The 24,918-nt window shown below is 50.8% G+C and carries 27 protein-coding genes and 8 pseudogenes; 3 read left to right on the top strand and 32 right to left on the bottom strand.

Features of this window, described 5'->3' with window-relative positions; genetic code table 11:
* The 6 genes and pseudogenes from V3224_RS08225 to V3224_RS08195 form a co-directional block, all read right to left on the bottom strand.
* A complete protein-coding gene (locus tag V3224_RS08225; protein ID WP_334469803.1) occupies positions 1-351 on the bottom strand; it encodes a hypothetical protein in 351 nt (116 codons plus the stop codon).
* A gap of 74 nt (positions 352-425) precedes the next feature.
* A complete protein-coding gene (locus V3224_RS08220; protein WP_334469801.1) occupies positions 426-839 on the bottom strand; it encodes a DnaT-like ssDNA-binding protein in 414 nt (137 codons plus the stop codon).
* A gap of 39 nt (positions 840-878) precedes the next feature.
* Complete coding sequence (locus V3224_RS08215) at positions 879-1,847, bottom strand: IS110 family transposase (protein WP_032115191.1); 969 nt, start codon at positions 1,845-1,847, stop codon at positions 879-881.
* Positions 1,848-2,053: 206 nt separating this feature from the next.
* A pseudogene (locus V3224_RS08210) lies at positions 2,054-2,308 on the bottom strand (Ig-like domain-containing protein); the annotation flags it as partial.
* Positions 2,309-2,338: 30 nt separating this feature from the next.
* Positions 2,339-3,468 (bottom strand): annotated as a pseudogene (locus V3224_RS29840) (major capsid protein); the annotation flags it as partial.
* Between the two features lie 12 nt (positions 3,469-3,480).
* A pseudogene (locus V3224_RS08195) lies at positions 3,481-3,777 on the bottom strand (hypothetical protein); the annotation flags it as partial.
* Between the two features lie 116 nt (positions 3,778-3,893).
* Between V3224_RS08195 and V3224_RS08190 the strand changes: the two are divergent.
* Positions 3,894-4,766, top strand: a complete 873-nt coding sequence (locus V3224_RS08190) for an IS982 family transposase (protein ID WP_334467716.1) — start codon at positions 3,894-3,896, stop codon at positions 4,764-4,766.
* Between the two features lie 27 nt (positions 4,767-4,793).
* Here the strand turns inward: V3224_RS08190 and V3224_RS08185 are convergent.
* The 7 genes and pseudogenes from V3224_RS08185 to V3224_RS08155 form a co-directional block, all read right to left on the bottom strand.
* Positions 4,794-5,276: pseudogene (locus V3224_RS08185) on the bottom strand (hypothetical protein); the annotation flags it as partial.
* Between the two features lie 115 nt (positions 5,277-5,391).
* Positions 5,392-6,516, bottom strand: coding sequence for a phage minor head protein (locus V3224_RS08180; protein WP_334469799.1), 1,125 nt, complete (start codon positions 6,514-6,516; stop codon positions 5,392-5,394).
* Positions 6,513-7,883: a DUF4055 domain-containing protein gene (locus V3224_RS08175; RefSeq protein ID WP_334469797.1), complete on the bottom strand. Its 1,371-nt coding sequence runs from the start codon at positions 7,881-7,883 to the stop codon at positions 6,513-6,515. Before V3224_RS08175 ends, V3224_RS08180 begins: the two co-directional genes overlap by 4 nt.
* Positions 7,883-8,926 (bottom strand): annotated as a pseudogene (locus V3224_RS08170) (terminase); the annotation flags it as partial. The pseudogene V3224_RS08170 and the gene V3224_RS08175, both read right to left, overlap by 1 nt.
* A gap of 566 nt (positions 8,927-9,492) precedes the next feature.
* Positions 9,493-10,062: a plasmid pRiA4b ORF-3 family protein gene (locus V3224_RS08165; RefSeq protein ID WP_334467940.1), complete on the bottom strand. Its 570-nt coding sequence runs from the start codon at positions 10,060-10,062 to the stop codon at positions 9,493-9,495.
* Between the two features lie 69 nt (positions 10,063-10,131).
* Positions 10,132-10,320 (bottom strand): annotated as a pseudogene (locus V3224_RS08160) (ATP-binding protein); the annotation flags it as partial.
* A 2-nt stretch (positions 10,321-10,322) separates the two neighbouring features.
* A pseudogene (locus tag V3224_RS08155) lies at positions 10,323-10,730 on the bottom strand (recombinase family protein); the annotation flags it as partial.
* A 92-nt stretch (positions 10,731-10,822) separates the two neighbouring features.
* On the opposite strand from V3224_RS08155, the gene V3224_RS08150 reads away from it, so the two are divergent.
* Together V3224_RS08150 and V3224_RS08145 are read left to right on the top strand one after the other, a co-directional pair.
* Complete coding sequence (locus V3224_RS08150; protein ID WP_334469796.1) at positions 10,823-11,443, top strand: tail fiber protein; 621 nt, start codon at positions 10,823-10,825, stop codon at positions 11,441-11,443.
* Between the two features lie 7 nt (positions 11,444-11,450).
* Complete coding sequence (locus V3224_RS08145; protein ID WP_334469794.1) at positions 11,451-11,966, top strand: tail fiber assembly protein; 516 nt, start codon at positions 11,451-11,453, stop codon at positions 11,964-11,966.
* A gap of 5 nt (positions 11,967-11,971) precedes the next feature.
* Here V3224_RS08145 and V3224_RS08140 read toward each other — a convergent pair whose 3' ends face one another.
* From V3224_RS08140 to V3224_RS08050, 19 genes and pseudogenes are all read right to left on the bottom strand, one after another.
* A complete protein-coding gene (locus V3224_RS08140; protein WP_334469792.1) occupies positions 11,972-13,036 on the bottom strand; it encodes a tail fiber protein in 1,065 nt (354 codons plus the stop codon).
* A gap of 95 nt (positions 13,037-13,131) precedes the next feature.
* Positions 13,132-13,698 carry a phage tail protein I gene (locus V3224_RS08135; protein ID WP_334469790.1) on the bottom strand — a complete coding sequence of 189 codons (567 nt, stop codon included), beginning with the start codon at positions 13,696-13,698 and terminating at the stop codon, positions 13,132-13,134.
* Positions 13,688-14,812 (bottom strand): baseplate assembly protein, encoded by a 1,125-nt coding sequence (locus V3224_RS08130; RefSeq protein WP_334469174.1) that lies wholly within the window; start codon positions 14,810-14,812, stop codon positions 13,688-13,690. Before V3224_RS08130 ends, V3224_RS08135 begins: the two co-directional genes overlap by 11 nt.
* Positions 14,803-15,165, bottom strand: coding sequence for a GPW/gp25 family protein (locus V3224_RS08125; protein WP_334469176.1), 363 nt, complete (start codon positions 15,163-15,165; stop codon positions 14,803-14,805). The genes V3224_RS08130 and V3224_RS08125 overlap by 10 nt, the downstream gene beginning before the upstream one ends.
* Before the next feature lie 20 nt (positions 15,166-15,185).
* Positions 15,186-15,827 (bottom strand): phage baseplate assembly protein V, encoded by a 642-nt coding sequence (locus tag V3224_RS08120; RefSeq protein WP_334469539.1) that lies wholly within the window; start codon positions 15,825-15,827, stop codon positions 15,186-15,188.
* Positions 15,824-16,600: a phage late control D family protein gene (locus V3224_RS08115; RefSeq protein ID WP_334469788.1), complete on the bottom strand. Its 777-nt coding sequence runs from the start codon at positions 16,598-16,600 to the stop codon at positions 15,824-15,826. Before V3224_RS08115 ends, V3224_RS08120 begins: the two co-directional genes overlap by 4 nt.
* Entirely contained in the window at positions 16,545-16,787 is a 243-nt protein-coding gene (locus V3224_RS08110; RefSeq protein ID WP_334469786.1) for a hypothetical protein, read from the bottom strand. The genes V3224_RS08115 and V3224_RS08110 overlap by 56 nt, the downstream gene beginning before the upstream one ends.
* Positions 16,788-16,996: 209 nt before the next feature.
* Positions 16,997-17,239, bottom strand: a complete 243-nt coding sequence (locus V3224_RS08105; RefSeq protein WP_334469180.1) for a tail protein X — start codon at positions 17,237-17,239, stop codon at positions 16,997-16,999.
* A 14-nt stretch (positions 17,240-17,253) separates the two neighbouring features.
* Positions 17,254-17,493, bottom strand: coding sequence for a hypothetical protein (locus tag V3224_RS08100; RefSeq protein ID WP_334469784.1), 240 nt, complete (start codon positions 17,491-17,493; stop codon positions 17,254-17,256).
* Between the two features lie 43 nt (positions 17,494-17,536).
* Entirely contained in the window at positions 17,537-18,136 is a 600-nt protein-coding gene (locus V3224_RS08095) for a phage tail protein (protein ID WP_334469782.1), read from the bottom strand.
* Positions 18,136-20,509 (bottom strand): annotated as a pseudogene (locus tag V3224_RS08090) (phage tail tape measure protein). Before V3224_RS08090 ends, V3224_RS08095 begins: the two are co-directional and overlap by 1 nt.
* Positions 20,510-20,610: 101 nt before the next feature.
* Positions 20,611-20,739: a hypothetical protein gene (locus V3224_RS08085; RefSeq protein ID WP_334470379.1), complete on the bottom strand. Its 129-nt coding sequence runs from the start codon at positions 20,737-20,739 to the stop codon at positions 20,611-20,613.
* Entirely contained in the window at positions 20,708-21,031 is a 324-nt protein-coding gene (locus V3224_RS08080; protein ID WP_334469186.1) for a phage tail assembly protein, read from the bottom strand. The genes V3224_RS08085 and V3224_RS08080 overlap by 32 nt, the downstream gene beginning before the upstream one ends.
* Positions 21,032-21,056: 25 nt before the next feature.
* A complete protein-coding gene (locus tag V3224_RS08075) occupies positions 21,057-21,581 on the bottom strand; it encodes a phage major tail tube protein (protein WP_334469187.1) in 525 nt (174 codons plus the stop codon).
* Between the two features lie 43 nt (positions 21,582-21,624).
* Positions 21,625-23,061, bottom strand: a complete 1,437-nt coding sequence (locus tag V3224_RS08070; protein ID WP_334469190.1) for a phage tail sheath subtilisin-like domain-containing protein — start codon at positions 23,059-23,061, stop codon at positions 21,625-21,627.
* On the bottom strand, positions 23,058-23,681 hold the full coding sequence (locus tag V3224_RS08065) for a hypothetical protein (RefSeq protein ID WP_334469192.1): 624 nt from the start codon (positions 23,679-23,681) through the stop codon (positions 23,058-23,060). Before V3224_RS08065 ends, V3224_RS08070 begins: the two co-directional genes overlap by 4 nt.
* Positions 23,656-24,153 carry a Gp37 family protein gene (locus V3224_RS08060; protein ID WP_334469194.1) on the bottom strand — a complete coding sequence of 166 codons (498 nt, stop codon included), beginning with the start codon at positions 24,151-24,153 and terminating at the stop codon, positions 23,656-23,658. The genes V3224_RS08065 and V3224_RS08060 overlap by 26 nt, the downstream gene beginning before the upstream one ends.
* Positions 24,150-24,614 carry a gp436 family protein gene (locus V3224_RS08055; protein WP_334469196.1) on the bottom strand — a complete coding sequence of 155 codons (465 nt, stop codon included), beginning with the start codon at positions 24,612-24,614 and terminating at the stop codon, positions 24,150-24,152. Before V3224_RS08055 ends, V3224_RS08060 begins: the two co-directional genes overlap by 4 nt.
* Positions 24,614-24,918 (bottom strand): capsid cement protein (locus V3224_RS08050; RefSeq protein WP_334469780.1); only part of this gene is annotated, 305 nt, incomplete at its 5' end. The genes V3224_RS08055 and V3224_RS08050, both read right to left, overlap by 1 nt.

The following is a 24,918-nucleotide window of genomic DNA, read 5'->3' as shown; positions in this document are numbered from 1 at the left end:
TCAAGCTCTCAGTTGTGCAATGAAACAAATAGTTTGACGTTGGGGCTTTATCTCTTTTACAGCGATCACTCGATAATTCCTGTTATCGATGATAATAATATCTCCTTTTTGAATATTACTCTTTGCATCTGCAATAAATTTAATATCACTGGTTAAAATGAGGGAATTGTCTACTTCATTGATAGCAAACTGTGTCTTTACACCGACCACCGTTAATGCCATATCGGGTTCGATAATCTCCTGACCCTTTTTATCAACATAAAATTTGCCTTTTCTTTTTAAAACATAGTCCATGCCGTACTGCTTTATCAAGCGCTCACTAGTTTTACCCATTCGAGTATAAAGATGCATTATCACCTCACCGAAAAGGTATTGATGGCAAATCCAGAGCGGGTATCTAACAAGCCATTGAGTAAACCATTTAATCAGGGAAACTTGGGTGAACCCGAATTTGTCCCCGAGGCATATTGTACCGTGATAGCCCACTCAATACGTTCTGTGGTCACTTCGCCTCCTAACGTTGGCTGCAAATCCTCGTTCTCTGACTCAATCGCTAGCCGACACTGCGCCATAACGAGTTGATTAGGGATGGCATCATTAGCAACGGGTACGCCGTCATAAAATAACCCTGTGCGTGGAAAAGATAGCGGTTGGGTTAAGCGAGTTCGTTTTCCTAACAATGGCTGTGACGTTAAATAATCCATCGCAGTCACCAGCATCGACTCAATAGGTGAGTCATCAGTGGGTATATCTATCCCTCTTTCACGGGCATAGCGTTTTAAATCCTCAACGCTGGCATAACTATTAAATGTTGGCGAATTTTTATCCGAATCAATCATATTCACCTCGTAAGAAAGCAACTGTCTTGAACAGTATATTTATGGAGCAACGTTATGATACGACTCATCCCATTCTTGGTTCTTTCTGAGAATCGCATTCAGGATAGTCAGCAGTTTGCGCATACAGGCAACCAGCGCCACTTTTTTGGCTTTTCCTGCTGCAACCAGCCGTGTGTAAAATGCTTTTATCACCGGATTGAAACGAGTTGCAACCAGTGCAGCCATGTACAAAGAGGTTCGAACTCCGGCCCGACCGCCAAAAATGGTTCGTCGGCCACGCATGGTTCCCGAGTCTCTATTAACAGGAGCTACCCCAACCAGTGCACTGATCTCCCTGCGCGAGAGTTTCCCTAACTCAGGGACTTCTGCCAGCAATGTAGCAGCAGTCATCATACCAATGCCTTTGATAGTACTTAGCCGCTCTGCAAGCTCGTTGAAATGATCCGTAATATGCTTATGCATATCCTCGTCAATCCGTTTAAGTTCATTTTCTAGTGCATTGATGATGTTACTGATGCTTTTTCTGTTTTGCGGGTGAGATGGATGCATCCGGTTTCTTTCAGCTACAAGCATTGCAATCAGCTGGCGTCTGCGCACCACCATAGCAGCAAGAATCTGACGCTCTGCATCAGGAATAGCCTGGATAAAACGTGACCGCTCAGGATGGCGGTTAATGACATCAGCCATCTGAGCTAAAACTCTGGCATCTATTCTATCAGTCTTTGCCAGATAGCCCATGGATCGAGCAAAGTCTCTGGCTTGCCTGGGATTGATAACGGCAACATCAAAACCTTCAGCCTGAAGAGCGCATGCAATCGCTGCCTCGAGACCACCTGTAGCTTCCATCAGAATCAAGGCTATGTTGTTCTTTTTCAGTTGATAAATGATGGTATCGAACCCGTCAGGGTTATTGCTGACTCTGAACTGCTCAATGTTATTGGTGCCTGCAATATCCAATGAAGCTTTAGAAACATCAATTCCTACACAAATTGGATTTAGCTGACTCATATTACCCATCCTTGCAAATACGTTATGAATTACGGACAACTGTTCGGGTTTCAGATGAGTGGCTAAGTGTATGCATCATTCGCTTTGCTACGGGCTATAAACCCCAGGGACAATCGGATTACATACACCTTGCCAAATCTAATCGCTATTATTATAACCAAATTTCAAGATACAAGGGACAAAAGTCCCCTTAACTTCATTTTTCTTTATGAAAAAGTGAGACTTTCTGTGGTGCGCATCTCACCATCCACTTTCGCAGTGACGGTAAATTGTCCTGCCGTACTGGCGGTTAATTTGACGCTGGACTTACCCTTTGCATCGGTTTTAGTCGCCGCTTTACTCAGTTTTCCACCGGTGCTTGACCACTCAACATTGCTACCCCAAACAGGTTGATTATCTTTTGTGTAATCAAGTGAAATGGTCACCGCATCGCTGTTATTGGCTGTCGCGGTGGTTTTATCCACTGATAACCCCAAACTCGCTTCATGCTGCAATTTTATCATTACGCCTGCCGTTAATTTGTTACTGGTGAAATGTTTCTTCCAGTTGCCAGCTGTGCCCAATTTTGTCAGATCAGGATTCGTCCCTTTTGATTCATCCCAGCTATAACCCAGCACGCCCACATTCACTACGCCTTCACCCCGATAACCAACGCCTAAATTTTCCTGATCGTTGATTTCATAAGAGCGAAAATGGGGTTCCTGTGATTCCGTGATAGTGATAGCGCCTGGGACTAAACCAAATATGGCATCAACAGGCGCCGTATCGGTGACTAATACGGGTTTACCTAATCACGAGTTTCGCACCAATAAAAAAACGCTCTATTTTTAAGTTTAATTCAGCATAATATATAAATAGAAAAAATCTCATAAATTGAAAATAACTTATTGTAATTTAAGTAAATTTATACGTCTTAGCAAGTTACAGATTAATTATTGTTCTGAAGCCATTTCTAGAATTTTATATGCCCGTGCGAAACTCGTGCTAATGTTCCCGGCTGGCCTCCGTAGATCACCACACCTGCTTCTTCGTAAACCTTGTTATCAATCGCCTGGTCAACAATGTCAAAATAGGTTGTTGAGTGCATGACAAACAGATTGACACGGTTAAATTTATCCCCGTATTTGCGCAACCCCTTCGTGAGGGTCTTCTTGCCATCGGTAGCAATGTTCGCCGTCACTACCATATCCGTGTTCGCCCCAATCGCTGCCCCCAATGCTGCCAGGGAATACTTGATATAGCCTTCAAGCGAAGCATCCGCAGCATCCGTGCCCACAAGCTCAGAAAACTCCGATACATCCCGACCACGTCGTTTAAAAGACTCTTCGGTGATTTCATAGGGCCCATATTTCCAAGGGGCTTTAACATCAACGGATTCGCCCGCGCCAATTTTCTTACCGCTGACTTTATCCGTAGAATTCACGTCACGATGTTCAATCGAGCCGCTTATTTGATAAAATGCCCGTTTACGCAAATCGCCTTCAATAAAAACATTATCGAGTACAATTGCGCCATTAGATGCCTGATTAAACACCTCAAGATTATCTTGTCTGCGCTCTAAAAATGCAGTTTGAGCCAAATCGTTATAAATAATTAAATCACTATTCACCGTGGTTGCCATTATCTCAATTCCTTACTTAGGTAATCCCAGATAAGCTTCACGACCGAAACGCCGGATATAGGCGGCCTTATCCGCTGAAGACATCTGAGAACGTTTAAAATGTGCGACCCCTGACTTACTATTCCCCGCACCGGTACCGGATGCAGAAGGAAATAAATGCGGGGCACTTTCTTTTAGCGAATCAATCCACTCAACGGGGGTTAAAGGTGTACGACCATCTTTACCCATGATCAGATTGCATTCTTCATCAACCGCGACGGCCTGACCTTCATCATTGATGTTAAATATGCCCTTGGCACGTAATATTAACCTGAGTTCGGGATAAGAAATAAAGAGAAAGTCTTGATATTCAAATAGTTGAATGAGCCTGTTTTGTTAAAATACTCTAACAGTCTGGTTAAAGAGTAGAGCATTGTTAAACAATTATGGAAAATCTTACTGAACTTTATTGCCTGATGGATGATTTTTGCAAAGACTTCGAGCCAAAAATGCATGAATATTTGCTGACTAACGGTACTAAGCGTCGTAGACGGTCTACTCAGCTTTCGTTGGCGGAAATGATGACACTGGTTGTGTTGTTTCATCAACTCCGATTCAGGCAATTCAAGGTATTTTATCTCTATTATGTCCGCTTATATCTCCGGAAGGAATTTCCTAACTTGCCATCCTATTCACGCTGTGTAGAGTTACTTCCGCGTAGTGCCTTAGCGTTAACGGCACTGTTTGAGTCAATTAAGGGAAAATGCACGGGGCTATCGGTTGCCGATTCTACTCCGATAGCGGTGTGTGATAACTTACGGATCCGCAGACATAAAGTCTTCAATGGGATAGCTGAACGGGGAAAAAATTCAACAGGTTGGTTCTTTGGTTTCAAGCTTCATGTAATTATCAATCATTTGGGGGAAATACTCAGTTTTCGACTCACACCAGGAAACACCGATGATCGGAAACCATTGCCTGAGCTGACAAAGGATCTTTCTGGTTGTTTGTACGCAGATAAAGGGTATTTATCGGCTTCACTGAAACAGCAACTCAAAACGATGGGAATTAGCCTTATAACGAATATCAAGAAGAAAATGAAGCCTATTAAACAGACTTGTTTCGACAAAGCCATCTTGCGTCATCGTTCTGTCATTGAAACGGTATTTGATGAGTTAAAAAATCTTTGTCAAATAGAGCATACGCGACATCGCTCTCCGGCTAACTTTGTAGTGAATTTATTAGGCGGACTGGTTGCATATTGTTTAATGCCATCTAAACCAAAGATACCTGTTGCAGGTACGTATCTTCAAGTATAATTGATAATGCTTATCCCGAACTCAGGTTAATATTAAATCTTCCTGAGCACTGGCTAACGCGCCGGATTGACTTGCAGCGGCACGAATTTCATCGCCTAAAACCCGATTACGGAATTTATTGGCAAATTCTTCTGCCTTTTCCGCCCGTCGCTTTTCAGATTGAAGCTTTTTTTCTACATCATGGCGCAATCGTTCCGTGCGCTTATTGATAACCTCGTCGATCTTGCCAGCGGCAATGAGTTTCGCTTCTTCATCATTTTCAAAACGTTGTAAAATACCTTTCACTTGCTCAGGATCAATGCCTTCAAAACGCTTTAAATTCTCGGTTTGCTCTTTAAGCTTACCGAGTAATTCACTATTTTTTGCCTTTAGTCCTGTCAACTGCTCATTAATCTGCTTATCAATAATAGCTTGAACTTCCGGTGTGATTGCTGAGCCACTAGCCCCGCCGCCACCATTTGGGTCTTCTACTGATGAATGATAGTTGCGATCGATGTTTAAAATGCTCATTATGTCCCCTTGGGATGTTGTCTATGCGCCTTGCGCGTTAAATTAACTCAGCCCTCAGCCGAATTTAGCGAACAAAAAAGGCCACCGAAGTGACCTTGATTGACATGCATATTGGTTAAATTCCCATTCCTGCCTCTTTAAATGCCTGTTCGTCTATCTCTCGTAATTGTGCCAAAGAAATAAACTCACCTTTATCGGTATAAAATTCTGATGGATGCATATCCCCCTCTTTCATTAACCGATAACGTACTTCACCAAATACCTGCTTTTGTCGCCAAACGGGTTGGCGTTGTATCCATTCAAGAAAGGTTGTGCCTTCAGGTATCTCTCCATCCATCGAGGCCCGTGTGCCTTCATTCATCTCATCAACATCAATCCCTAATTGTCGCCACGATTTGGTTATCAATGTTTCAGTTGAACGACAATTCCAATGGATCTTACCCGGACCTTGTAGATAAGGTACTTTGTGTCCTATTGGTTTACCTTCAATGGTGTATTTCAGCCGATCACGAACAATACAGGTATGAGAGGTTTTGTTGTCCAGCGTCGATAACCACTGCTTACCCTCAAGGAGTTTTTTATTAGCCTCAGCAAACTGATTTCGGGCGGTGGCTTGTAGGTGATTAATTGCGGTTTTGGCAATACTGGTTGCATTTGCCCGACTGATTTGTAGTACACCGTCTTTATAGCCTTGCTTGACATGACCACGTATTTTACGACCCATTTCTACAGCGCTATCGCCATTCAAATACCCATTGCGAACCGTATTACTAATGCGAATCATGCGGTCTTTTTCCAAACCATCGGCCCACTCAGATAACCGTTTTCCCTGAAATGGACGCGCTATCACCGCTGAATAGAGCATATCTGCCGTGAGACTCATCAGTGGATAGCGGCGAAGAACACCCTCTGGCATTAGAAAATCAATTAAAGCCGGATAATACTTTACCTCATACTCTGTATGCGCTTTCATTTCATCGCTTAACAATGAAAACGCGCTGGCTACCGCATTCTTATTAATAGCTTTAACACTGGCAAGCAAAGATTCTAATCGCCTAACAGTAAAACTCTCCGCATCGATGTTAGCGTCATCCAGTGCAACAATTAAGGATGCACTGAGTTGGGCATCATATGCATTCAGGGTGTTAACCATCTTTTTAGCAACCCCACTACCGTATCGGCCGGTAAACAGCGAATGTGCAAGTAACTCATCCATCAGTCGCTCATTCACCGTTCTCATTGCTCACCTATCATAGTGGGTTGCTGATTGTTAAGTTCGTCAATGACATCATCAACCTCATCAGCCGGATTGATAATGTCAAATTTTTGCAAGTTACGAACCATGTCAGACTGACGGATGGCGCTAGATTGCCAGGCTGCCACTATCTCACGTATCATCGTGCTATCGGCAATGTGATTGACCAAGTCTCGGTTAATTTCAAATGAACATTTATCCGGTTCAGCATTAGCATATTCAGCGCACCATTTTAATCCCTTGGTCAATGCTTCTGACACATTTGAGCAACGGAGACTTAAAACAGACGTTTGGGCGCTTAATTCACCCACCGACTGGATAACCGTTTTGACTTTACTGTCCGCAGAGACTAACTGCGCCCCTAACGCCACCATATAATCACGCTTGCTGTCCATCGCTTCTTTCGCCAGCATGTTAGGCTGTGCTTGAATGTAGACACAGGCACCTTGTTCAGGTAACAAAATGGGTGAACGGGAGCCGACTAATATGCCCTTTTTCTCTAACCAGTCACGCCATTCATCTTTCAAGCCGCTGATATAGGGTTGCACTTGGCCACAGAAAAAAACCGAATCTTCATAATCGGCGGAATTTCGATAATGACCCAAATTGATTTTGGCGAGTCCTAGTAACGGCGCTTCATCAATCGTGTGATCATTATTTTGAGTACCGATAAAGGTAAACGGAATTTCATCCCACGCACCGCCAATTTTACGCTTTGGAATATATTCAACATCTATTTGGTAAACACTGCTGCCTGCGGGTTTACGATACACTCGACAGATAAATTTCCCATCTTCAATAGCCAGAACCCGGTATTGAAAGACATCCTTAAACCCAAAACCCACTTTTTCTTCTACTGTTTCACGTAATACCACCAACGTTAAGCGATTACGACCATTAATGCGTTGGGTTTGCCAGTTAATAATGTCTTCAGCTTTGTATTGAAAAAAATAAACTTGGTTTGCCTCATCATTATAATCGACATACAAGCCATGCCGCCCCACTTCCAATATCGATTCCAATGATGATTGCGCTAATTGATAAAGACTGGAGCCCGCTCCATCTGCATCTTCTTTAAGATAAGCCAGCCTTTCATTAATCTCCACGAGCGGATCTTTTTTAAAAGCCATTCCTATCATCCCATTACGGGTATTACCCGTTATGGGATAAAACACCGCGCGATCTTGATAATCGCTATTACGCTTCCTTTTCCGTTCTTTATCCGACTCTTCTAATATCGGGAGATAGTTTTTTACTGAATCATCCCCTTTACAGACTGTCCTAACCAATGACCATTGCAGAGCAAACAATTTATATTCAGGACGGATAAAATCAACATTAGTCGTACTCATTAGAATGTGGTTCCTAAATTAATCTCAAAGGCGGGCCGCTGTTTATTTTTTCGGCTAACCGCAAAATACCTGAAGGCATCGGGATCATGAGAAGTGAAATCATGCAGTGGCTTGTCTTTCCAGCAGCCGAGCCTGTCATTCCATTCTTTGCGATAAGCTTCTAGATTTGCGATACCCTCAGCACATTGATATTCATCAAAAACACAATTGGGTAATATTTCACGTACCGCCTCAATCCCTTCATCGATCGATAATCTTGGCACGACATCAAATCGTATGGTGTATTTCTGTCCACCAATATCATAGCCTTCTCTGGCAATTTCACGCCGTGATTTCGCATCCGAGCCAAATTCACGATTATCGATATCATGGGGGGCATGATGACTGGCGTAACGGTAACCTTTATTTTTTAGCACTTCCATATAGTGCCGTAAGCCCTCACCACTATTTGCGTAGTGATCGATAACATGAAATTCCTTACCCACCTCACGCACAAACCAGATTGAGGTTGAATCTCCCACCCCAATATCCCAGAAAGTGTGAACGGGCAAATGGCGGTTATCAGGCAGTTGTCCAATACACTTGTTTTGATAGAGATAGCGAAATTGTTTAGCATAATAAGCGCCCTCTACTGATTGTTGGAAGGCTTCAGATGGCAGTGAGGGATATTCCCGTTTGATATCATCGCCAAGCGTTTTTTCTTTGGCGTAATACCACGCTTTCTGTCTGTCGGTTAACTCAATACCGTGCTTTCCTGCCAATTCATCGAAATAATCGATTAACCGTTGAGGTAATAACGAAACAGGCGTCATTGAATAGTCAGGATTTTTCCACCAGGGGAAAAAAAAGAACTTCCAATCTAATGGCGAAAGCGGTTTTGCCTGAATTTGCGCTTTCTCAGCCGATTGACAGTAATCATAAAAATACCCTGCCCGTCCCTCTGCTGTGCTTTCTATCGTTGTAAAACACTCACTGGCGACAGCCTCAAATGCACCGGTGACAATTTCACGTGCCTTATCGGGATATTTTGCACATATTGATGCGGCGTGCGATATTTGAAGCCAAAACGTGCGATAAATGGTGAGCTACTCTTGTTTCCATCAGTGCAACGGAATTACACTGTTATTTTTCATCGGAGGCACTTTGGTCTGTTCTAGTGGTACGATCAACGGGACAATATTTGTAGATGATGGCCGATGAAACTAGATAAAGTAATACAAGCTTTTTTCTACTATGGCAGGACTCAAGTAATTCTTGAGCCTACTGTTCCTATACATAAGATAAATGAGCAAGACCTACCGCCGATACGCTCTCTCTGCTTCTCGCCGCTGTAAGCTCCATTAGCCCCAAAGCGTTCATCACATAAAAGAACGCCCTACTTACGAATAGATGTTGATAGAATCTGTCAAACTATGAAAATGAATCCCTTTATCTTTCAATTCAGAGATTAAACCGATTAAATTCTTGATGCTGTGTCCCAGCGAGGGCAAGATAGCGAATATTTATTAACCAAACTGCTCGTCAATAGAGCACTCATGTTCTCACCTTAGTCTCAGAGGTAGCACTTAAAATGCTACCTTTTGAACTATGGACACTCCATGTGTATATTTCAAGAGTAAAAATTAATCAACCGCTGATTGATAGTTTTAAGGTCATATGCTCGTTCAGCTATGTCGCACATTAGCCACTCGTGTAATTCTTCACGCTCTGGATTATCAACATCTTGAATATCTTTGAGCTTTTGGTAATATCCCCAAAGCCCCCCAGAGTCTTCAGATGGGCAGGCTTCCGCTCCCTTTATACAGATGGGGAGCTGGAGTAATTCCTGATCAGGCAATGATGATTCTTCAAGCAAAATGCAATGATCCCAGTTGTCTCCGAAATCGTATAAGTAAACCATTTTTTCTCCTTTCTTACGAAGGAGTTTGCTCAAAGGCACACCTGTACTATCTTGCAGATATGTTTCTTTAAAATCGTCCATAATCATTCCATATCGCAAATCTCCTTTTTCAAAACTGTACAAATGATCATTTGTCCAACCCATAGCTAATTGTATAACCATGTGTAGTTCATCAAGAGGTATTGTCTTCAGAACGATCAAACGTCGCCAAATTAGTGGTTTACTATCAATTAGTGTGATTTTTATTTGATATAAATCCTTTCCCGAAAATTCACTCATTATTATCCCCCTTAAATAAATACAGTCTCTTTAGTCTCACACTCCACTAAATTTTTCAAGTCTTTGCTAACGTTTGGCAATCACATTGAAAAATAGGTTTGCTTCCTCTCGCCCAAACGGTAGATATGCAATCTAATCTATGATCAATAACTTCGGGGCCATCACCGAACGTGATAGATATTGTTTGAGCTTATTTTGTCGTTTTGCAGTTGAGAGTTGCAACATAAGTTCAGCCGTCGTGGTAAAGCGGTTTTTTTTCTTCGTCCTCTGCTTCTCGCTGCAGCCAAACCTGCCTGAGTACGTTCAACAATAAGCTCCCGCTCCATTTGCGCCAAGGCACTCATCACATGAAAGAAAAAACGACCTGCTGACGAAGAGGTGTCGATAGAATCCGTTAAACTATGAAAATGAATGCCTTCATCTTCAAGTTTGGATATTAAAGTAATCAAATGTTTAATGCTGCGACCCAGTCTATCCAGCTTCCAGACCACCAATGTGTCACCCGATTTCAGTGCGTTTAGAGCACGTTTTAATCCGGGTCTCTGGTCTGTTTTTCCGCTGATTTTATCCTCAAAAATCTGTTCACAATTTGCGCAAATCAAGGATTTTTGCTGTAAATCGGTGTTTTGGTCATTTTTTGACACCCTCATATAGCCTATTTTTGCCATTTTAGCCCCTTAACCTTCCTCTAAAAGACTTATTATGCCTGGTTTTGGTCAAAATATTAGCTAAATTCTGAATTCAATAAAACCTTGGTTTATTGGAGACGGTAGATTGTGCAAAAAACGCACTGGACAAACGAACCGGCGGAACGGTCAATGGCGACATTATTTCACAAGGTGGTGTACTCTCACTGAAGGGGGATGATCGCAAGCATCTGGGTATTCATAATCAGGATGGTAGCGTTCGCATGTGGCTCTTCAAAGACAAGGGCGGTGATGGTGTTCGACTGAACAACGGCAGTGACGGTGGTGGTGAGTACGTTTTCCATAAAGATGGCGGTTTTCATGCCCCTTCTTCCGTGTATGCCGGAGCTGCAAGGATAGCCCATGACGGCAATATCTACGGCAGTCAATGGGGAAATCAGTGGCTGGACGCTTACCTGAAAAAAACCTTCCAGCCCAAGGGGGTGGGTCAGGCTTACACCAAGGAGGAATCAGACGCCCGGTATGTTCGGGATGTACAGCGTGGTGCCGTGAGCGCAATCTACACACCAGAAGGTGTATCCACTGATGCCTCGAAGGGGTGTGTCATGGTAGGGGTGACACTGAGTGGTGACGGCTCTTCGGGTACACATGTTTATCAGGTTCGTTATTGCCCGTTGCAGATTAAAATCAATGGCGCATGGCGCACGATTTCTGACATTTCTGATTCAAAATGAGGTCACTATGGAATTAAAAAATGTCTCCCGCTATTCCCCGGATAACATGCCCTATGGTCATGGTGTCCAGTATTTTAAGAGTGAAGAGGGGCAGGATTTTTATGAATCGCTGAACCTGTTCACCAAAAAATACACACTCTGTATAGAACCCGATACCGGTATCATTCGCTCAATGGCTGAAGATGTATCCACCCTGTACCCCGCCGGGTTTACCGTTGTCGACGTCGATGAACTGCCTGGTGGGGTGGATATCTCGGGTGGCTGGCTATTTGATGGTCAAAAAGTAGTCCCCCGCATCCCGACCCAGGGTGAATTTGTTGCGAAAGCTAAGCGTGAGAAAGCAGAGCTGATGCAGATGGCGAGCATCGCTATTGCTCCGCTACAGGATGCGGTAGACCTCGATATGGCGACAGACGCCGAAAAAACTTCACTGCTGGCCTGGAAAAAATACCGCGTGCTGCTAAACCGTGTCGATATCAGCAAAACGCTGGATGTTGCGTGGCCGGAAGCTCCGAAAAGATAAAAACTTTATGCTGCCCTGACAATGTAGTTAAACGCGACATTTCGCGGCCTTGTTTCTGAAGCGGTTCTCAAACCAGACTGAAAACTGGCTGAGCAATCAACAGCGAATACGCCGCTGGTTCCTCCATTAATGCTACTACTGACCATTCTTCTTCCCATTTTGAAAATCCCACTGGCTGATGATTGACCGACAAATTGAATGCCGGTTATGTTTCCAGTGAAATGTTGAAGGGTATCAACTTGTACGCTTAATATTTCGCGTCCGTTATCCACTTTTCGTCCTGCATCCCAGCCCCGGATAAATTCGCCCCGTAAATCAGGGAGTTTTCCTGATGGATAGGCGAGTGCTAAGAGCGGGTATTTTTTCTTATCGAATGGCTCACCGTTGCAGATAAACCAACCCGTTGGCGCTGTTTCAGCAGGCCACGGCAGGGGAACACCTACAGGGATTTCCACACGCAATACTTCGGGTGTAACAGCATGAACATCGGTGGCGGTTAGCTGCACATCCTGAGTGAGTGTTTTACCGTTAATTTTACGCTGACTTGGCGTTGCATTTTTAGCCAGATTTACTGTTTCCAATAAACCAAGGTTTTCTAGAAAAAGATTCTTGTCTGGGATGTCGGCCCCATTCTCATTTTTTGCCAACTTTTGGCTCAGAAGTTGGGTCACGCTTTCGGCAAATTTCGGGTTATTACTGATGGCCTGGGCCAGCTTGTTCAACGTATCTAAATCGGAAGGCGCATGGTCGACCACCGCATTCAGCCTGTCATTGACAATTTTTACCGCTTTGGGGGTTGCGGCTTCCGTTTCACTGCTGCTCTGATTGGCATTGCTGAGCTTGACAAAACCTTTTTCACTTACGCTCGCATCCGGGTGGTTTCGGGAGCGTGTATGCGCCCTTAACGCCGCTTCCGCCGCTTTTAATTGCTGCTTTAACCAGGCGGTGCGATTCGCCAGTTCACGCGCGGGCCGGTTGGTAATACCGTCTGGCCCACCCAATACCGGGTCGGAGGTCTCTATCTGGTAGATACCGTCCGCCCATTCGGCCTGTTCTTTTAAATAGCTCATGTCTTTTTTCTCCATCGTGCTTATTCCATCATGGGTGGATTGTTGGTCACAGTGTAGTCTTTTTTCGTGTATGGATTAACTGTTTTTGCATACTTTTAACTGCTGCCATGATTATAGCGCCCATGGTAGGTCGTCTGAGCGTTATAGCGCAGCGGCACTGCCGTATAATCCAGCGCCACCAGTTCGCTCCGCGCCGGCGCAAAGGCCGCCAGCGTCTCGCGCAATTTTGCTGCCTGGTCATTGGTGATCAGCTGGTTAAGAATGACCCGGTACAGTGCCCAGTGAGTCTCGCCATCGGGATACGCGGTGGCCTGTTCAGGTTTAAGGGCTGCTCCCCCTTCGGTTATCGTCACCTCCCCCAATCCCAGCGCCCGTATCATGGCACGAATCGACCAGGGGGTGCCCTTATAGCGATGCAGCGTGATGGCCGATTTCAGCATCGCCCGGCGCGCATCATCCGATTCTGCCAGAGACCAGCCATTGACCCCGGTTAACGCCAGCTGCTCTGCCAGCCAGGGCAAGGCCGACGCCTCGGTCATATCCAGCAGATAAACCAGCAGCGGCGTCAGGTCAATCTGCTGCAACCGCGCGGCCTGTGCCGCCAGCGCCTGAAAATGGCTCTCTGCCGCCAGCAGCGGCGGTAACAGGCTGTTATCGGTCATCGCCGCTCTCCGTGCCCAGGGTCAACTGAATGTCGCTACAATGCGCCCATTGCTGCGCGGCCAGTACCGTCGGCTCAAGGGTAGTGAAACTCGTGAGCTGCACCCGGTAAACGCCGGGGACCGAGAGTGCCGCGATAATCTGGCTGGGCACAATATCCCGACCCAGCTGTTTAGCCTGGCTTGCCGCATACTGCTCAGCGGCCTGCCGCGCCTGTTTCAGTACCGGCTCGCCCGGCTGGCTGGCATAACAGGTCAGTTGCGCACTAATCGTATAGTCAACCTTTTCAGGGGTCAGCACCTGCACTGTATCATTCAGCGGGCGCACCCGCTCTTCCGAGCACAGGGCCGTCACCAGGCTGAGCACCGTCTTGTCCGGCAGCCCGCTGGTCAGCAGCGGATATAGATTGACCGTGCCGGGTTTCGGGCGGGTCACCGCCACATCACAAATCCCCGGATGGGCACTCATGGCATGAAAACGGTACGCTTCACGGGAACCGGCGGTACTGAAGGACGCCGGAGCCAGACGGATACGGTTGCGTAGATGCTCATCATCCTCCGCGTCTGAGCCGCCTTCGCTTGGCGTGGTATTGGTGACCTGAATATCCCCGTCATCGATGGCCTCCATCAGGGTGCTGATTTGCGCCGGTTGCCAACCGTTACCCTTTGTTCCCGCCTCGCTGCAGGTCGCACTCACCGTCACCGTGGATGCCGTCGGCGTCAGCCTGACTTCGCTGTCGGTGGTAAATAGCAGGCTGTCCGTGGCGCTGAGCCGTGTGCCGGCTGGTATCGGTATCGTCACCGAGGGCGGGGCCGCCAGTGAAAATTCCACCGTGGTGCGTGCCCGTTGAGCCGGTAGACGGTAAACGCCGACCAGCTCGGCCAGATAATCCAGCATTGGCGCACGGGCAAAGGCCACCAGGTTTTGTTCGGCGGCGGATTGAATGGCACTGCGCACCAGGGTTTCCCGGTAGGCGAACAGGTCAATCAATAGCCGCTCAGCCTGCGCCGGCCACAGGGTCTTGCCGCTGGCCGCTTCATAGTCCGTGATCATCTCGCGGGTAATGGTCTGCGCATCCGCTGCAATAAAAACCGGCTTCTCGAGGGTTAACGCCATGCCACCTCCGTTTGTGCGTTGACCTGACTGCCCGGCAGTCGCCAGCGCAGCAGGAGATTCACCCGCTCACCCTGCGCATTAAGCCGCACCTGATGTAATTCGCATCGGGGCTCCCAGCGCCTGATGGCCTCCACCGTTTCCCGTACCACATGCGGCAAGGCCCGCTCAACCGGCATATCCAGATAGCGATGCAGGTCACTGCCAAAATCCGGTCGATGCGGGTCGCTGCCTTTTGGGGTGCCTAAAATCAGTCGCAGGCACTGCTGAATATCTTCGACGCCACTGACCCGCTCACCCGATGCATGCAGCGCGGGTTGCCAGTCTGCGGCGCTGAGGACGGTCATTGTGTTCATCAAACGCGTTCCTCCCTCACTTATAACGGCTTGCCGGTGGGTTTACCGTCATGCCCGTTGCTATGTTGATGCTCTTGCAGCGACACCCGACCTGCCTGGATATCGCCGCTGGCCTGGAGCGTGCCGTCAATGATGGCTGTCGCGCCACTGCCGCCCGAACCGCTCATGCCGCCCTGGTACGTCAGTTGCTTTTGCACCGTCAGGTTGCCCGTCGCGACCGTATCGGGTGCATCCAAAAACAGGGTTTTACTTGCCTTCACCGTCGCATTTTGCGTTTGAATCAGCACCGTGGTCTGGGTGGTCAGCGTCAGGGCCTGTATCTCGCCCCCGATAGCCATCGCGTGGTTTTTGCGGTCATACTCGACAAAAGTCCCGTCGGCAAAATCCACCCGACGTTTATCGCGGTTTGCCACCGTGGGGGGGTCTACCTCGGAATACACCGCCCCTAACACCACGCCGTCATCACCGTCAGCATCCAGCAGCAGACTCACCTGTTCACCTAAATCCGGTAGCCCGTAATCCTTGTTATCCTGGGTGTTGCGTTGCAATACCGGCAACCAGGCGGTGCGCAGGTTATCACAGGTCGGCAGCCGTACCCGTACCCGGACGTTTTGCTCATCAATCTGGCTGATGGTACCGAACATCAATTGCAGTGCTTTCATGGTGGCTTTTCTCCGATTGTCATCTCTTTTTCACTCAGCGGCCCCACGCTGCCATCGGCTTTCACCCCCATCACCGGTGGGGTCGCCGACTGATCCGCGCGAATCGTTTTCCTGTTCATGCGCGCCATCGGCCCCTGGCCCAAGGTGAGTTCACAGGTGTACCCGCTTTGGCGCGACAGGGCATGGCGGACTTCGGTGATAAGCCACACCCCGGACAGGCGACCAAAATCGGCCAGGCGCACGGTTAACCCGGCTTGATACGCCGTATTGCCCGCCAGCGCTACCGTCGCCACCCGTTGATATTCATTATGCCGGTTCAGCCCCGCACACACCTTGGCAGTCGCTTCTTCCCGGCTCCGTGCCCGGCTGTGCAGTCTTAAGGTATCGGCGCTGGTTGAACGTCCCTGTTTTTGAGGCGCCGTTTCTCGCGCCACGTCGCCTATCGTGCCATCGGCCTTGATACCGACCGTGACCAGTTGTTTGCGCTGGCTGTCCTGGTATTTCACCTTGCCCTGCTGGTAGATACGGTTAAGCGTATCGCGCAGGCTGTAATGACTGACGGCTTGCGGGGTAATGACGTTAACTGGCGAGGCTTCTCGCAATCTGATGCGCTCAGAAAAAATCAGCCTGCTCGGCGTGACTTTAACGATATAGCCGTACTCCTCCGCCAGCCGGCGCAAAAAAGCCAGGTCGGTTTCATGTTGCTGCGTGACCCTGTCAAGGGGCAGCGGCGCAATCAGCCCTTCCAGTGTCAGGTGGTGTTTTTGGGGCAATCCGCCGGGCGATGGCCGCCAGGCTGGTCTGCTCAAACGCCCGGTAGCTCCGGGTTCGCAGCGCGGTGGTCACCGAAGCGGATAACCCACGCAGCGACACCGTATCCGGCGGGCCACTAAGCTCTATTTCATCAATCGAAAAGGTGCCACAGGGACGTAATGGCGCGCCGACCCTGCCGAGCGCCAATGAGAGCGTGTCGCCTTTACCCGGATACCAGGCCCCACGCCAGCGCCCGGCGCTGTCTTCCAGTTCGACCGTCAGCTCATCAGACTGGCCACTGAGCTGATCGGTAAAGCGGATCCCGAGCACGTCCGGGGTGATATCGTGCGTGATGTCCTTTTGGCCATAATGCAGGGTCCAGGTCGGGGCCGGTACCGCCTGCTGTCGTTGTGTCATTAACGCAACCATGGCGGTGTCTCCTCAACGCTGTCCTGTGCGTTAATCAACGGGATAGCCAGGGTGATGCCGGCAGGCAACACCGGTGTAATGGGGATATCAGGATTGGCGGCAATGATCCGCACATAGCCCAATGCGTCACCGTAATAGTAGGCGGCCAGCGTATCCCAGCGCTCGCCCTCACGGGTAATATGCTGCCAGACACCTGGCTTATGTTCTTCTTCCTGTTGGCTTGCAAACATCGTCCTGTTCTCCTTTAGCGGCGCGTCACCAGATGGCTCGTCAGACGGCTCAGCAGCGGGGTGACGTCGTTCCAGGTACTGAGGGCACCGCCCACCTGACCGGCCACCGTATCCAGTGCACCGGGCAGTGCCTGGCCGGTACCGGGGGTCAGAGCACTGAGCGTGTTTTTCGCCTGGCTGGCCGTGGTCGCCACCTTGCCCGCCGCTCGGGTCAGCTGACTGGCCGCAGGAAAATGGGCTTCCAGGCCGGCCAACAACGGCTGCGCCTGTATCAACGGGGTGGCCACCTCACCTAAGCTAGTAATGACCCCAGGGAGGCGCGTTAACGCCGCGACCGGATCCGTTTTCATCTGGCGCACCACCCGGATCGCCTGTGAGGCCGTGGCCAGTGCCGACTGCGCCTGACGGGCCAGACCCCACCGCCCGCGATAGCGGTGTACCGGTGGCTATTGCCCGGGTTAGCCCGGCGGCTTTTCTGTTCAGTGTCGTGGCCATCGCCGGCGGCTTAAGTGGTTGGCGCAGATCGCCGGTAAATTCACGCAGACTGATATCGACCTCCAGGCATTGGGCGATACCGTCGGCATGCGCCAACACCGTACGACCGGTAAGCGTGGTGATCACAAAATGCCCCAGGTACTCGCCATTGCCGAGCACAAACGCCAGTGCCTGGTGGGCACGACAGGCGGCCTGTAGCCGTTGCCATTGCGCGGTCGGTTGACAGTACTGCTGATGAAACCGCACGCTTAAACTGTATTCATCGCACTTGTCGCCGACCCACTGCAGACCCGGTTTACGGCCAATGCGCGCCTGCTCGGCAAACTCACCGCCAAGGATGGCTTCCAGCGCGGTAAAGCCGGTCTGTAACTGCACTTCAATCTCACCGAGTATCGCCAGCATCAGTGAAAGGCCCGCCGTTGTTGTTGGTGCATCAGCTGCGCCAGGCGTTTTTTCCAGCTCACGCACACTGATAGCCAATGCATCACGCAACGCCGCCGGGGTCGTCTGCGACTGACCGTTCATCACAATCTGCGGCGCAAAGGTGATCTGCATGCCTGAAAAAGCCTTCCCCTGACCGGCAGGGGAGATCGGGGTATCAGGCCAGTGGGGCACACGCGGGGACGGCGGTTGCATCAGCGGCATCAGGCCGCCGACGGCGCGTTCTAACGCGGGCGTGGTGCGGGTAATGCCCAGCACCGCCCCCTGCACAATATTGTCCCCCAATCCGGCGAAAACACGAGAAGGGCTGTGGATCCCCAGCGTTTCCTTAAACCAGCCCGACACACTGTCACCAAAATGGACAATCGTCTCTTTGGCGGCGGTTAAACGACTCTTGATCCCGTTGACCAGACCCTCAATCAGCTGGCGACCCGCATCGGTAAAATGGGCGGGCAGTTCAACATGGAAATAGCTCATCACCCCGGCAAAGGCTTTATAGAACAGACCCACTGGCGACCAGTTAAGGATAAGTGCCCCAACGCCCGCAATACCGCCGGAAAACGCCTGTTTCACCTCGGCCCAACGGGCCTGAAAGAAAGCGCTTATCGGCGTCCAGTAGCGGACAATCAGGTAAGCGCCGGCGGCAATCGCGGTGATAGTCAGGCCGATAGGGGTAAACATCAGTGCCCGCCCCAGCCACAGCAGTGCGTGTCCGGCGAGGCGCAGGCCCGTCACCAGTCCGCCGGCCAACACCTTACCTAATCGTCCCGCACTGCCCGCGAAGCGGCTTAAGCGCCCACCCATGCCAAAGGCGGTGCTGAGTAATAACCAACCGGTACGCAGCCGGGTAAACCCGCCCCACAGCAGGCGTATCGGCGAACCCAGCAGATTGAACGCCAACCTTGTGGCCAACAATCCCCCCTTAAACAACAGGAGCGCGCCCACCGTTTTAGCCATACCACTGACCAGCTGGGGGTGGGTTTTGACCCAGGCATTGGCGGCGTTCACATAAGGGAGTACCGTGGCGGCTAAATTCTCTACCGCTGGTTTTAGTGCATCACCGAGACTCAGCGACAAATCCTGACTGGCAATGCCTAACTTTTTCATCTGTTCAATGGGGGATTCAAGCCGTTTTTTATAGTCACTGCCTAATACATCCTTGTCCGCGGCCGCCAGGGCCTGGGCGCGGATTTGCCGGTACTTGTCCATATTGGCCAGCATCGGACGCACAAAGGCCATCACCTGCATATCGGCAAACAGTTCACCTAAGCCAAAGTTCTGCTGCAGGGCCAGTAACGCTTTATCGCGGGCGGTATCGTCCTGCAGCGCCATCGCTGATTTAAATTGCGCCAGCGCCTCGGGACTCTTTTGCGCCAGATAGGTTTGCAGGGTATTCATCATCCCTTCAATCGGCGAAATCCCGTGCGCTTTTTGCTGCATGAGTGATTTTTCAATATCGATACCGACATCACCAAAACGTTTTTTAGTTTCAGGGGCGTACAGTTTTTCCAGAAAGTTATTGAAATTGTTCGCCGCTTTATCGGTGCTACCGGCACCCATTTTGGCTACCTGCAAGGCAGCGACCATCTCGGCCACCGCCGCTTTACCCTGGGCTATGTTGGCCATTTGTGGTGCCAGCTCCGGCAACCACTTCACCTGGTCAGCGATTTCAAATGACCCAGCCTTACCCCCTTGCGCCATGATGTTCTGTACCACAGCAAAATCTTTCGCGGCAATGCCCAACCACTGCTGGGTGGTCACCGCCGCCTGTGCCCACAGTTCAGCGGAGGTGCGGGTGGCGGTTGCGCCGCGGGCGATGTGTGGCAGGTAGGCGCGAATAGCGTCCAGGCTGTCAATGTTATTGCCAATAAGCGCACGGGTGGCGGCCTGTAAATCATCCTGCGTCTGGTTGTATTGCTGGCTCCAGGCGCGGATATCTTTACCCAGCGCCGCCTGGGTGGCACCGTCGTAACCGGCGGTGATACCCATATCGACCAGATTGTCCTGAAAGGTCATCGACTGCTTGACAGACGGCGCGACCGCGCCCACCGCTGCCGCCGTGGTGGCCCCTAACGCCAGTCCTTGCCCCATCAGGGCCTGTCGTTGTTGCCCGGCAATCTGACTGGCCATCATAGTGTGATGCAAACGGCGATGCTGTTGCTCGAGACGGGAAAGTGTCTGACCCACCCGACCCAGCTCGCTATTAAGGTTACGCGCAGCCTGACCGCCCAACTGACCGTAGCGGGTCATTGCCTGGGTCAGTTGTTGCTGACGAGTCTGCAGACGACGGGTGGTGTCCCCTAACAGATTGAGGCTACGTCGGGAGTCACCCATCGCCGAGCGAAAGGCACTGGCCACCGCCCCCTTAATCACCACCCCCAATCGAAAATGTGTTGGCCACCGAGTCACCTGCCTGTGTTACGTCTGATTAACGGTTAAGTACTTGTCCCGCGTTGCCCGTGCTCCTGCCGGATTTGGGCGGCGGCTTCCTGTAAATAGTCCTCAAATTCCACCACGGTCAGCGCATCCAGCTCACTCGGCTGCCAACGGAACCATCTCGCCAACAGGGCCTGCGCCTGACGCAGCGCCTTCGGCGAGTGCATCCAGCCCCGCAAACTGGCGAAAGTGGTCTTGCAACTGCTGATAATCCACCAAATCCATATTGTCGATATCTTCCGGTATCAGGCCGGTCATACGGGCAATCAACAGACTGTCCCAGTCATTGGCGTTTTCACTTAAGCGGCGTACCGCCTTGATGTCACTGACCTTGAGCCGGTTTAAGCTGACCTGGGTTAGCCTTTCACCACTGCCCAGGGCATAAGGGTATTGCAAGGTGTAATGTAAAGACGGTGTCATGAGGGTTATTCCTTACCTGTTACTGTCAAGCGCCCAGATTGGCGCGATAATCGGTGAGCATATCTTCACCGTTGATTTTAAAAATATTGGCGATCACATCCAGCTCCAGCAGCACCTGGCCATCCATCACCTGCTTGATATAGCTGCAGGTAAAACTGCTGCTCATCTCCGGCACCTCATGCTGCTTAAAGCTGCCCAGACTATTTTTGCTGAACATCACCGTCATAAACACCGCGACGGGTAATTCATCCTGGCGACCCTGTGCCGGGTTATAGCGCTGCAGGCTACCGCGACATTGCAGCGGATACGCCTTGAAGGGATTGGCGGTACGCAGCGCCACTTCTTCATACAGGCTGGTCCAGTGAATCTCCCCTTCCAGCTTGTCAAACCCCGCCGGTAACTGAATTTTGCCTATCATCCCCAGCGCCTGATGCTCCTGCTGCACCACGTTGATTTCCGGTAGCTTGATTTCTTTTTCCCGACCTATCAGGCTATTGCCGTCCAGGTAGACGTTGGCATTGGTCATAAAATGCAGTGCATTGCCCGCCATCATCTCCTCCTTATCGTTATCTTATTGACCCTGTGCGTCACGCTCATGTGGAAACCCCACTTTTCAGGAAGGTGAGATAGTCATTAGTGATTTCCGTCTCAAAGGTCAGGTGCTCCATCGGCGGCGGTGGGGTGTATTTGTAATTCAGTTTCAACTGCCCCAGACTGAGCGCATCCTTGGTGTTCTTCGCCGGGTCATACCAGCAGTGAAAACCCAGCAGCGCCCCATCGGCAATCAACCTCCGACCATAGCCATTCACGGATTCGGTCAGCGCATCAATCAGCCCCTGATTAATGGGGCGATCAATATATTGCAGACTGAAATGGCGGATAGATTCATTAATCATATCCCCGGTGCGCCGCACATTTTCAAAATTCTTCAGATGCGTCACGGTCGGCCAGGCCGCGGTGCGATTGCCCCACAGGCGTAATCCGCTACCAAAGCGGTTAAACACCGTGGTAATGCCGTTCTGGTTAAGCAGATTGACCTCGCTATTGGCATCATCAATGCGCGCACTTAACGGGCGCTCAATCCCGACAATGCCCATCAATTCCTGATTGGAAGACGACCACCAGAACCCTTTTTCCCGGTCAATTTTTGCCCGCAGGCCCGCCGCGCGCGCTGAGAGCGGCTCCAGACGATTCTGATTCGTCGCCTTGTCATAGACCTTGACCTGCGGATAACACAGGCGTACCCGGTCAGAGGCGGTATTAAAATTAATGGTGCCTTGTGGCCCGCGTCCGGCTATCGCCTGGGCAAACGTCGTCCCCGCAGGCGCATCAATATAGGCGATGGCTTCACAGGGGTGCGCCAGGGCAATCATGGCGGCAGCCACCGCATTTTGGTGCGAGAAGCCGGGCACAATCAGCAGCTTTGGGCGAAAGCCAAACAGGCTGTCGGCATTTTCCAGTGCTTTCATGCCGGTACGCTGGTCGGCGGCATTGGTGGCACCCAAAACGTCAGCGGCGGTGATTTTTGAGACATCCGGGGTGTTATAGGTCACACTGACGGTGGCCCCCTGGGCAATACCGCCGGTGGTAACACGGGTGACGTTGCCCGTTGCGGCGGCCATGGTATAGTCGGTCGCCACCTGATAGGGGGTCTGCCCATCGACGCTTTTCACCACCATATCGCCCACGGGTAACTGGCTCAGTGTGGCACTGTGGTGCGTGCTATCGAAGGTGACACTTTCTGCGGTTATCGTTTTCTGATGGCTTTTGGGGTCAAACACATTGACCACCAAAACGGTCCCGACACCGTGGTCATAGATAGCGCGCAATGCCTGTGGCAGGGTAAATCCACTTCGCTCATCGCCAAACTGCGCCGCATCCTCTTCCGACAGGCACAGGGTCAGGGTATTGACCGGGCCTTTGGGCGCGGTACCGACCAGGCCAATCACGGACGATTTTCCCGTTTTGACCGGACGGGTCCCGCGTTCAATTTCCAGCGTATCGACGCCGTGATGGTGTTCTCTACTCATGGGGTGACCTCGTTACTTTTGGTGTCTGCTGGTACTTTGCCGCGTTTTCTGGCGGGCATCGCTAACGATGAGCTGACCGGCACTTCGACGGGTTTGGCCTCATCAGGGCGGGGAGCAGCGGTGTCGCCCGATGAGGTGATTGCCGGTGCCAACGGTGCAGCCACGATGGGTTTGACGGGGGTTTCTGCTTCCTGACCCAGAAAGGTTAAATAGCCCTGGGCTTCCAGCCCCAGCACATAATCGTTATCCATCGGCAAGGTCACTTCCTGACCCGGCCAGAACATCACATCCAGGATGCGGCCATCCGGTAAACGTAATGAAGCACCCCCCATCTGTTCGCCGTCATAACGATAACGGGCCGGTTTGCCGGTCGGCTGTTGAGCCTGTTGTGATCGTTGTTCAAAATCAGTCAACGGTTTTGCCGGTTCAACGGGCGGATCGGGATAATCAAAGCCCAGAAAAGTCAGATAGCCCTGCGCTTCCAGCGAGACAATAAACGGATGATCGACCGGCACATCGACCACCTGACCGGGATAAAACATCACATCCTGGGTACGGCCATCAGCCAGACGCAGGGGGGCCCCATTCGGGGATTCACCGTTGTAGCGAAACTTCGCCATAGACCACCTCATTACTTTCTGTCTTCATGAACTCTTCCCGAGTACGCGGTAAGGCGTCGTGCGGGGCGTCCTGCACAAACCAGGTTTCTGTCGCGACCGTCAGCGCGTATTGCCATAAACCCTCCGATTGCCCCAAAAAAACCTCATCAATCAGCCACAGTGGGCGGCGACAGTCCGGCGGCATAAAGCCGCCCACCGCCTGACGCAGGGTATCGAGCAGGGCAATCGCCCCCTCGTTACCGTTAAGCTGGCGCATCACCAAGGTCAGCGTGAAATGCAGCACCCGCGGCTGAAACACCCTACCCACATCCTGAATGTCGCCAAAACGCGAGCGGGCAAAACTGAGCAGCACCGCGCCGAGCGGATGATTGAGATGAAAGCGTTCCGGCTGCTCAGGAAAGAAGGTGACGTCCAGTTGCGGCAACCGCTGTTTCAGCAGGCCCAGGAGGGCGCGCATGATATCGAGCGTCATTCAAAGTCCTCCAGTAAGCCGCCGGGGCCGCTAAAGCGCGCCGGACGGGCGCGGACATGAAAAGCCCCCGGCTCGGGGAGCACCTGACCACTTGCGGCGATACCTAACGTCAATTTTCCGTCACGCAAGGCTTCCAGCATTTTCAGGCTGCCGCGATACACCTCTTTTATCGCCTCGGGCAGTTGGCCTTCGGGACGACGCAGGTACAATCGATGCGTCACCAGATTGACCGCCATATCGCGCAGTACCGTGGGAACGGTCTGCAGCGGCAAGACGTAACGCCCGCGCAGATCAGCATCAATCAGCTCATCGGCATAGCGGATAGCGTCGCTCAGCACCTTGTCGTGAATCACATTGGGCAGGCTACCCATCAGCGCTTCGCCTGAGACATCCTGCGTCAACCGAACCAGCGTATGGTGTGAGAGCAATTGCCCGATATCCTCCAACGTGCAGTAGGCCATCAGATACCTCTGACCATGCGGATAATCTCGCCAGCGGCGGTGGCGGCATCCAGGGCCACGCCCACCGTTGAAGCGGGCAGCCCGCCACCGGTTAATGCGCTTTCTGATACCACCCGGCCTTCACTGTCGGCCTTGAGCAGTTCACCGGCGCTAATCGCGGCACCGGCTTCTACCGCCATGATGCCCAGCACATTAATCGGTACGCTGTCGCCTTTTTTACCGGAGACCTCGGCGACACCGAGTTCCGTCCCGGTGCCCTTAAAGGGTTTTGCCGTGATGCTCACCAGACGATGGACGGTTAACT

Source organism: Arsenophonus sp. PmNCSU2021_1, assembly GCF_036919435.1.
Taxonomy (GTDB): Bacteria; Pseudomonadota; Gammaproteobacteria; order Enterobacterales; family Enterobacteriaceae; genus Arsenophonus; species Arsenophonus nilaparvatae.
The sequence above is the reverse complement of the archived record's forward strand: the minus strand, read 5'-3'. Positions and strand labels throughout refer to the sequence as shown.

Excerpts from the sequence above, each read along its gene's own strand:
- V3224_RS08080 (WP_334469186.1), bottom strand. The coding sequence starts at position 21,031 with ATGACACCGTCTTTACATTACACCTTGCAATACCCTTATGCCCTGGGC.
- V3224_RS08125 (WP_334469176.1), bottom strand. The coding sequence starts at position 15,165 with ATGAACACAATGACCGTCCTCAGCGCCGCAGACTGGCAACCCGCGCTG.
- V3224_RS08220 (WP_334469801.1), bottom strand. The coding sequence starts at position 839 with ATGATTGATTCGGATAAAAATTCGCCAACATTTAATAGTTATGCCAGC.
- V3224_RS08065 (WP_334469192.1), bottom strand. The coding sequence starts at position 23,681 with ATGGCGAAGTTTCGCTACAACGGTGAATCCCCGAATGGGGCCCCCCTG.
- V3224_RS08175 (WP_334469797.1), bottom strand. The coding sequence starts at position 7,883 with ATGAGTACGACTAATGTTGATTTTATCCGTCCTGAATATAAATTGTTT.
- V3224_RS08130 (WP_334469174.1), bottom strand. The coding sequence starts at position 14,812 with ATGGCGTTAACCCTCGAGAAGCCGGTTTTTATTGCAGCGGATGCGCAG.
- V3224_RS08145 (WP_334469794.1), top strand. The coding sequence starts at position 11,451 with ATGGAATTAAAAAATGTCTCCCGCTATTCCCCGGATAACATGCCCTAT.
- V3224_RS08075 (WP_334469187.1), bottom strand. The coding sequence starts at position 21,581 with ATGGCGGGCAATGCACTGCATTTTATGACCAATGCCAACGTCTACCTG.
- V3224_RS08105 (WP_334469180.1), bottom strand. The coding sequence starts at position 17,239 with ATGTTTGCAAGCCAACAGGAAGAAGAACATAAGCCAGGTGTCTGGCAG.
- V3224_RS08165 (WP_334467940.1), bottom strand. The coding sequence starts at position 10,062 with ATGAGTGAATTTTCGGGAAAGGATTTATATCAAATAAAAATCACACTA.
- V3224_RS08135 (WP_334469790.1), bottom strand. The coding sequence starts at position 13,698 with ATGACCGATAACAGCCTGTTACCGCCGCTGCTGGCGGCAGAGAGCCAT.
- V3224_RS08055 (WP_334469196.1), bottom strand. The coding sequence starts at position 24,614 with ATGGCCTACTGCACGTTGGAGGATATCGGGCAATTGCTCTCACACCAT.
- V3224_RS08060 (WP_334469194.1), bottom strand. The coding sequence starts at position 24,153 with ATGACGCTCGATATCATGCGCGCCCTCCTGGGCCTGCTGAAACAGCGG.
- V3224_RS08095 (WP_334469782.1), bottom strand. The coding sequence starts at position 18,136 with ATGCTGGCGATACTCGGTGAGATTGAAGTGCAGTTACAGACCGGCTTT.
- V3224_RS08070 (WP_334469190.1), bottom strand. The coding sequence starts at position 23,061 with ATGAGTAGAGAACACCATCACGGCGTCGATACGCTGGAAATTGAACGC.
- V3224_RS08180 (WP_334469799.1), bottom strand. The coding sequence starts at position 6,516 with ATGAGAACGGTGAATGAGCGACTGATGGATGAGTTACTTGCACATTCG.
- V3224_RS08225 (WP_334469803.1), bottom strand. The coding sequence starts at position 351 with ATGCATCTTTATACTCGAATGGGTAAAACTAGTGAGCGCTTGATAAAG.
- V3224_RS08140 (WP_334469792.1), bottom strand. The coding sequence starts at position 13,036 with ATGAGCTATTTAAAAGAACAGGCCGAATGGGCGGACGGTATCTACCAG.
- V3224_RS08190 (WP_334467716.1), top strand. The coding sequence starts at position 3,894 with ATGGAAAATCTTACTGAACTTTATTGCCTGATGGATGATTTTTGCAAA.
- V3224_RS08215 (WP_032115191.1), bottom strand. The coding sequence starts at position 1,847 with ATGAGTCAGCTAAATCCAATTTGTGTAGGAATTGATGTTTCTAAAGCT.
- V3224_RS08120 (WP_334469539.1), bottom strand. The coding sequence starts at position 15,827 with ATGAAAGCACTGCAATTGATGTTCGGTACCATCAGCCAGATTGATGAG.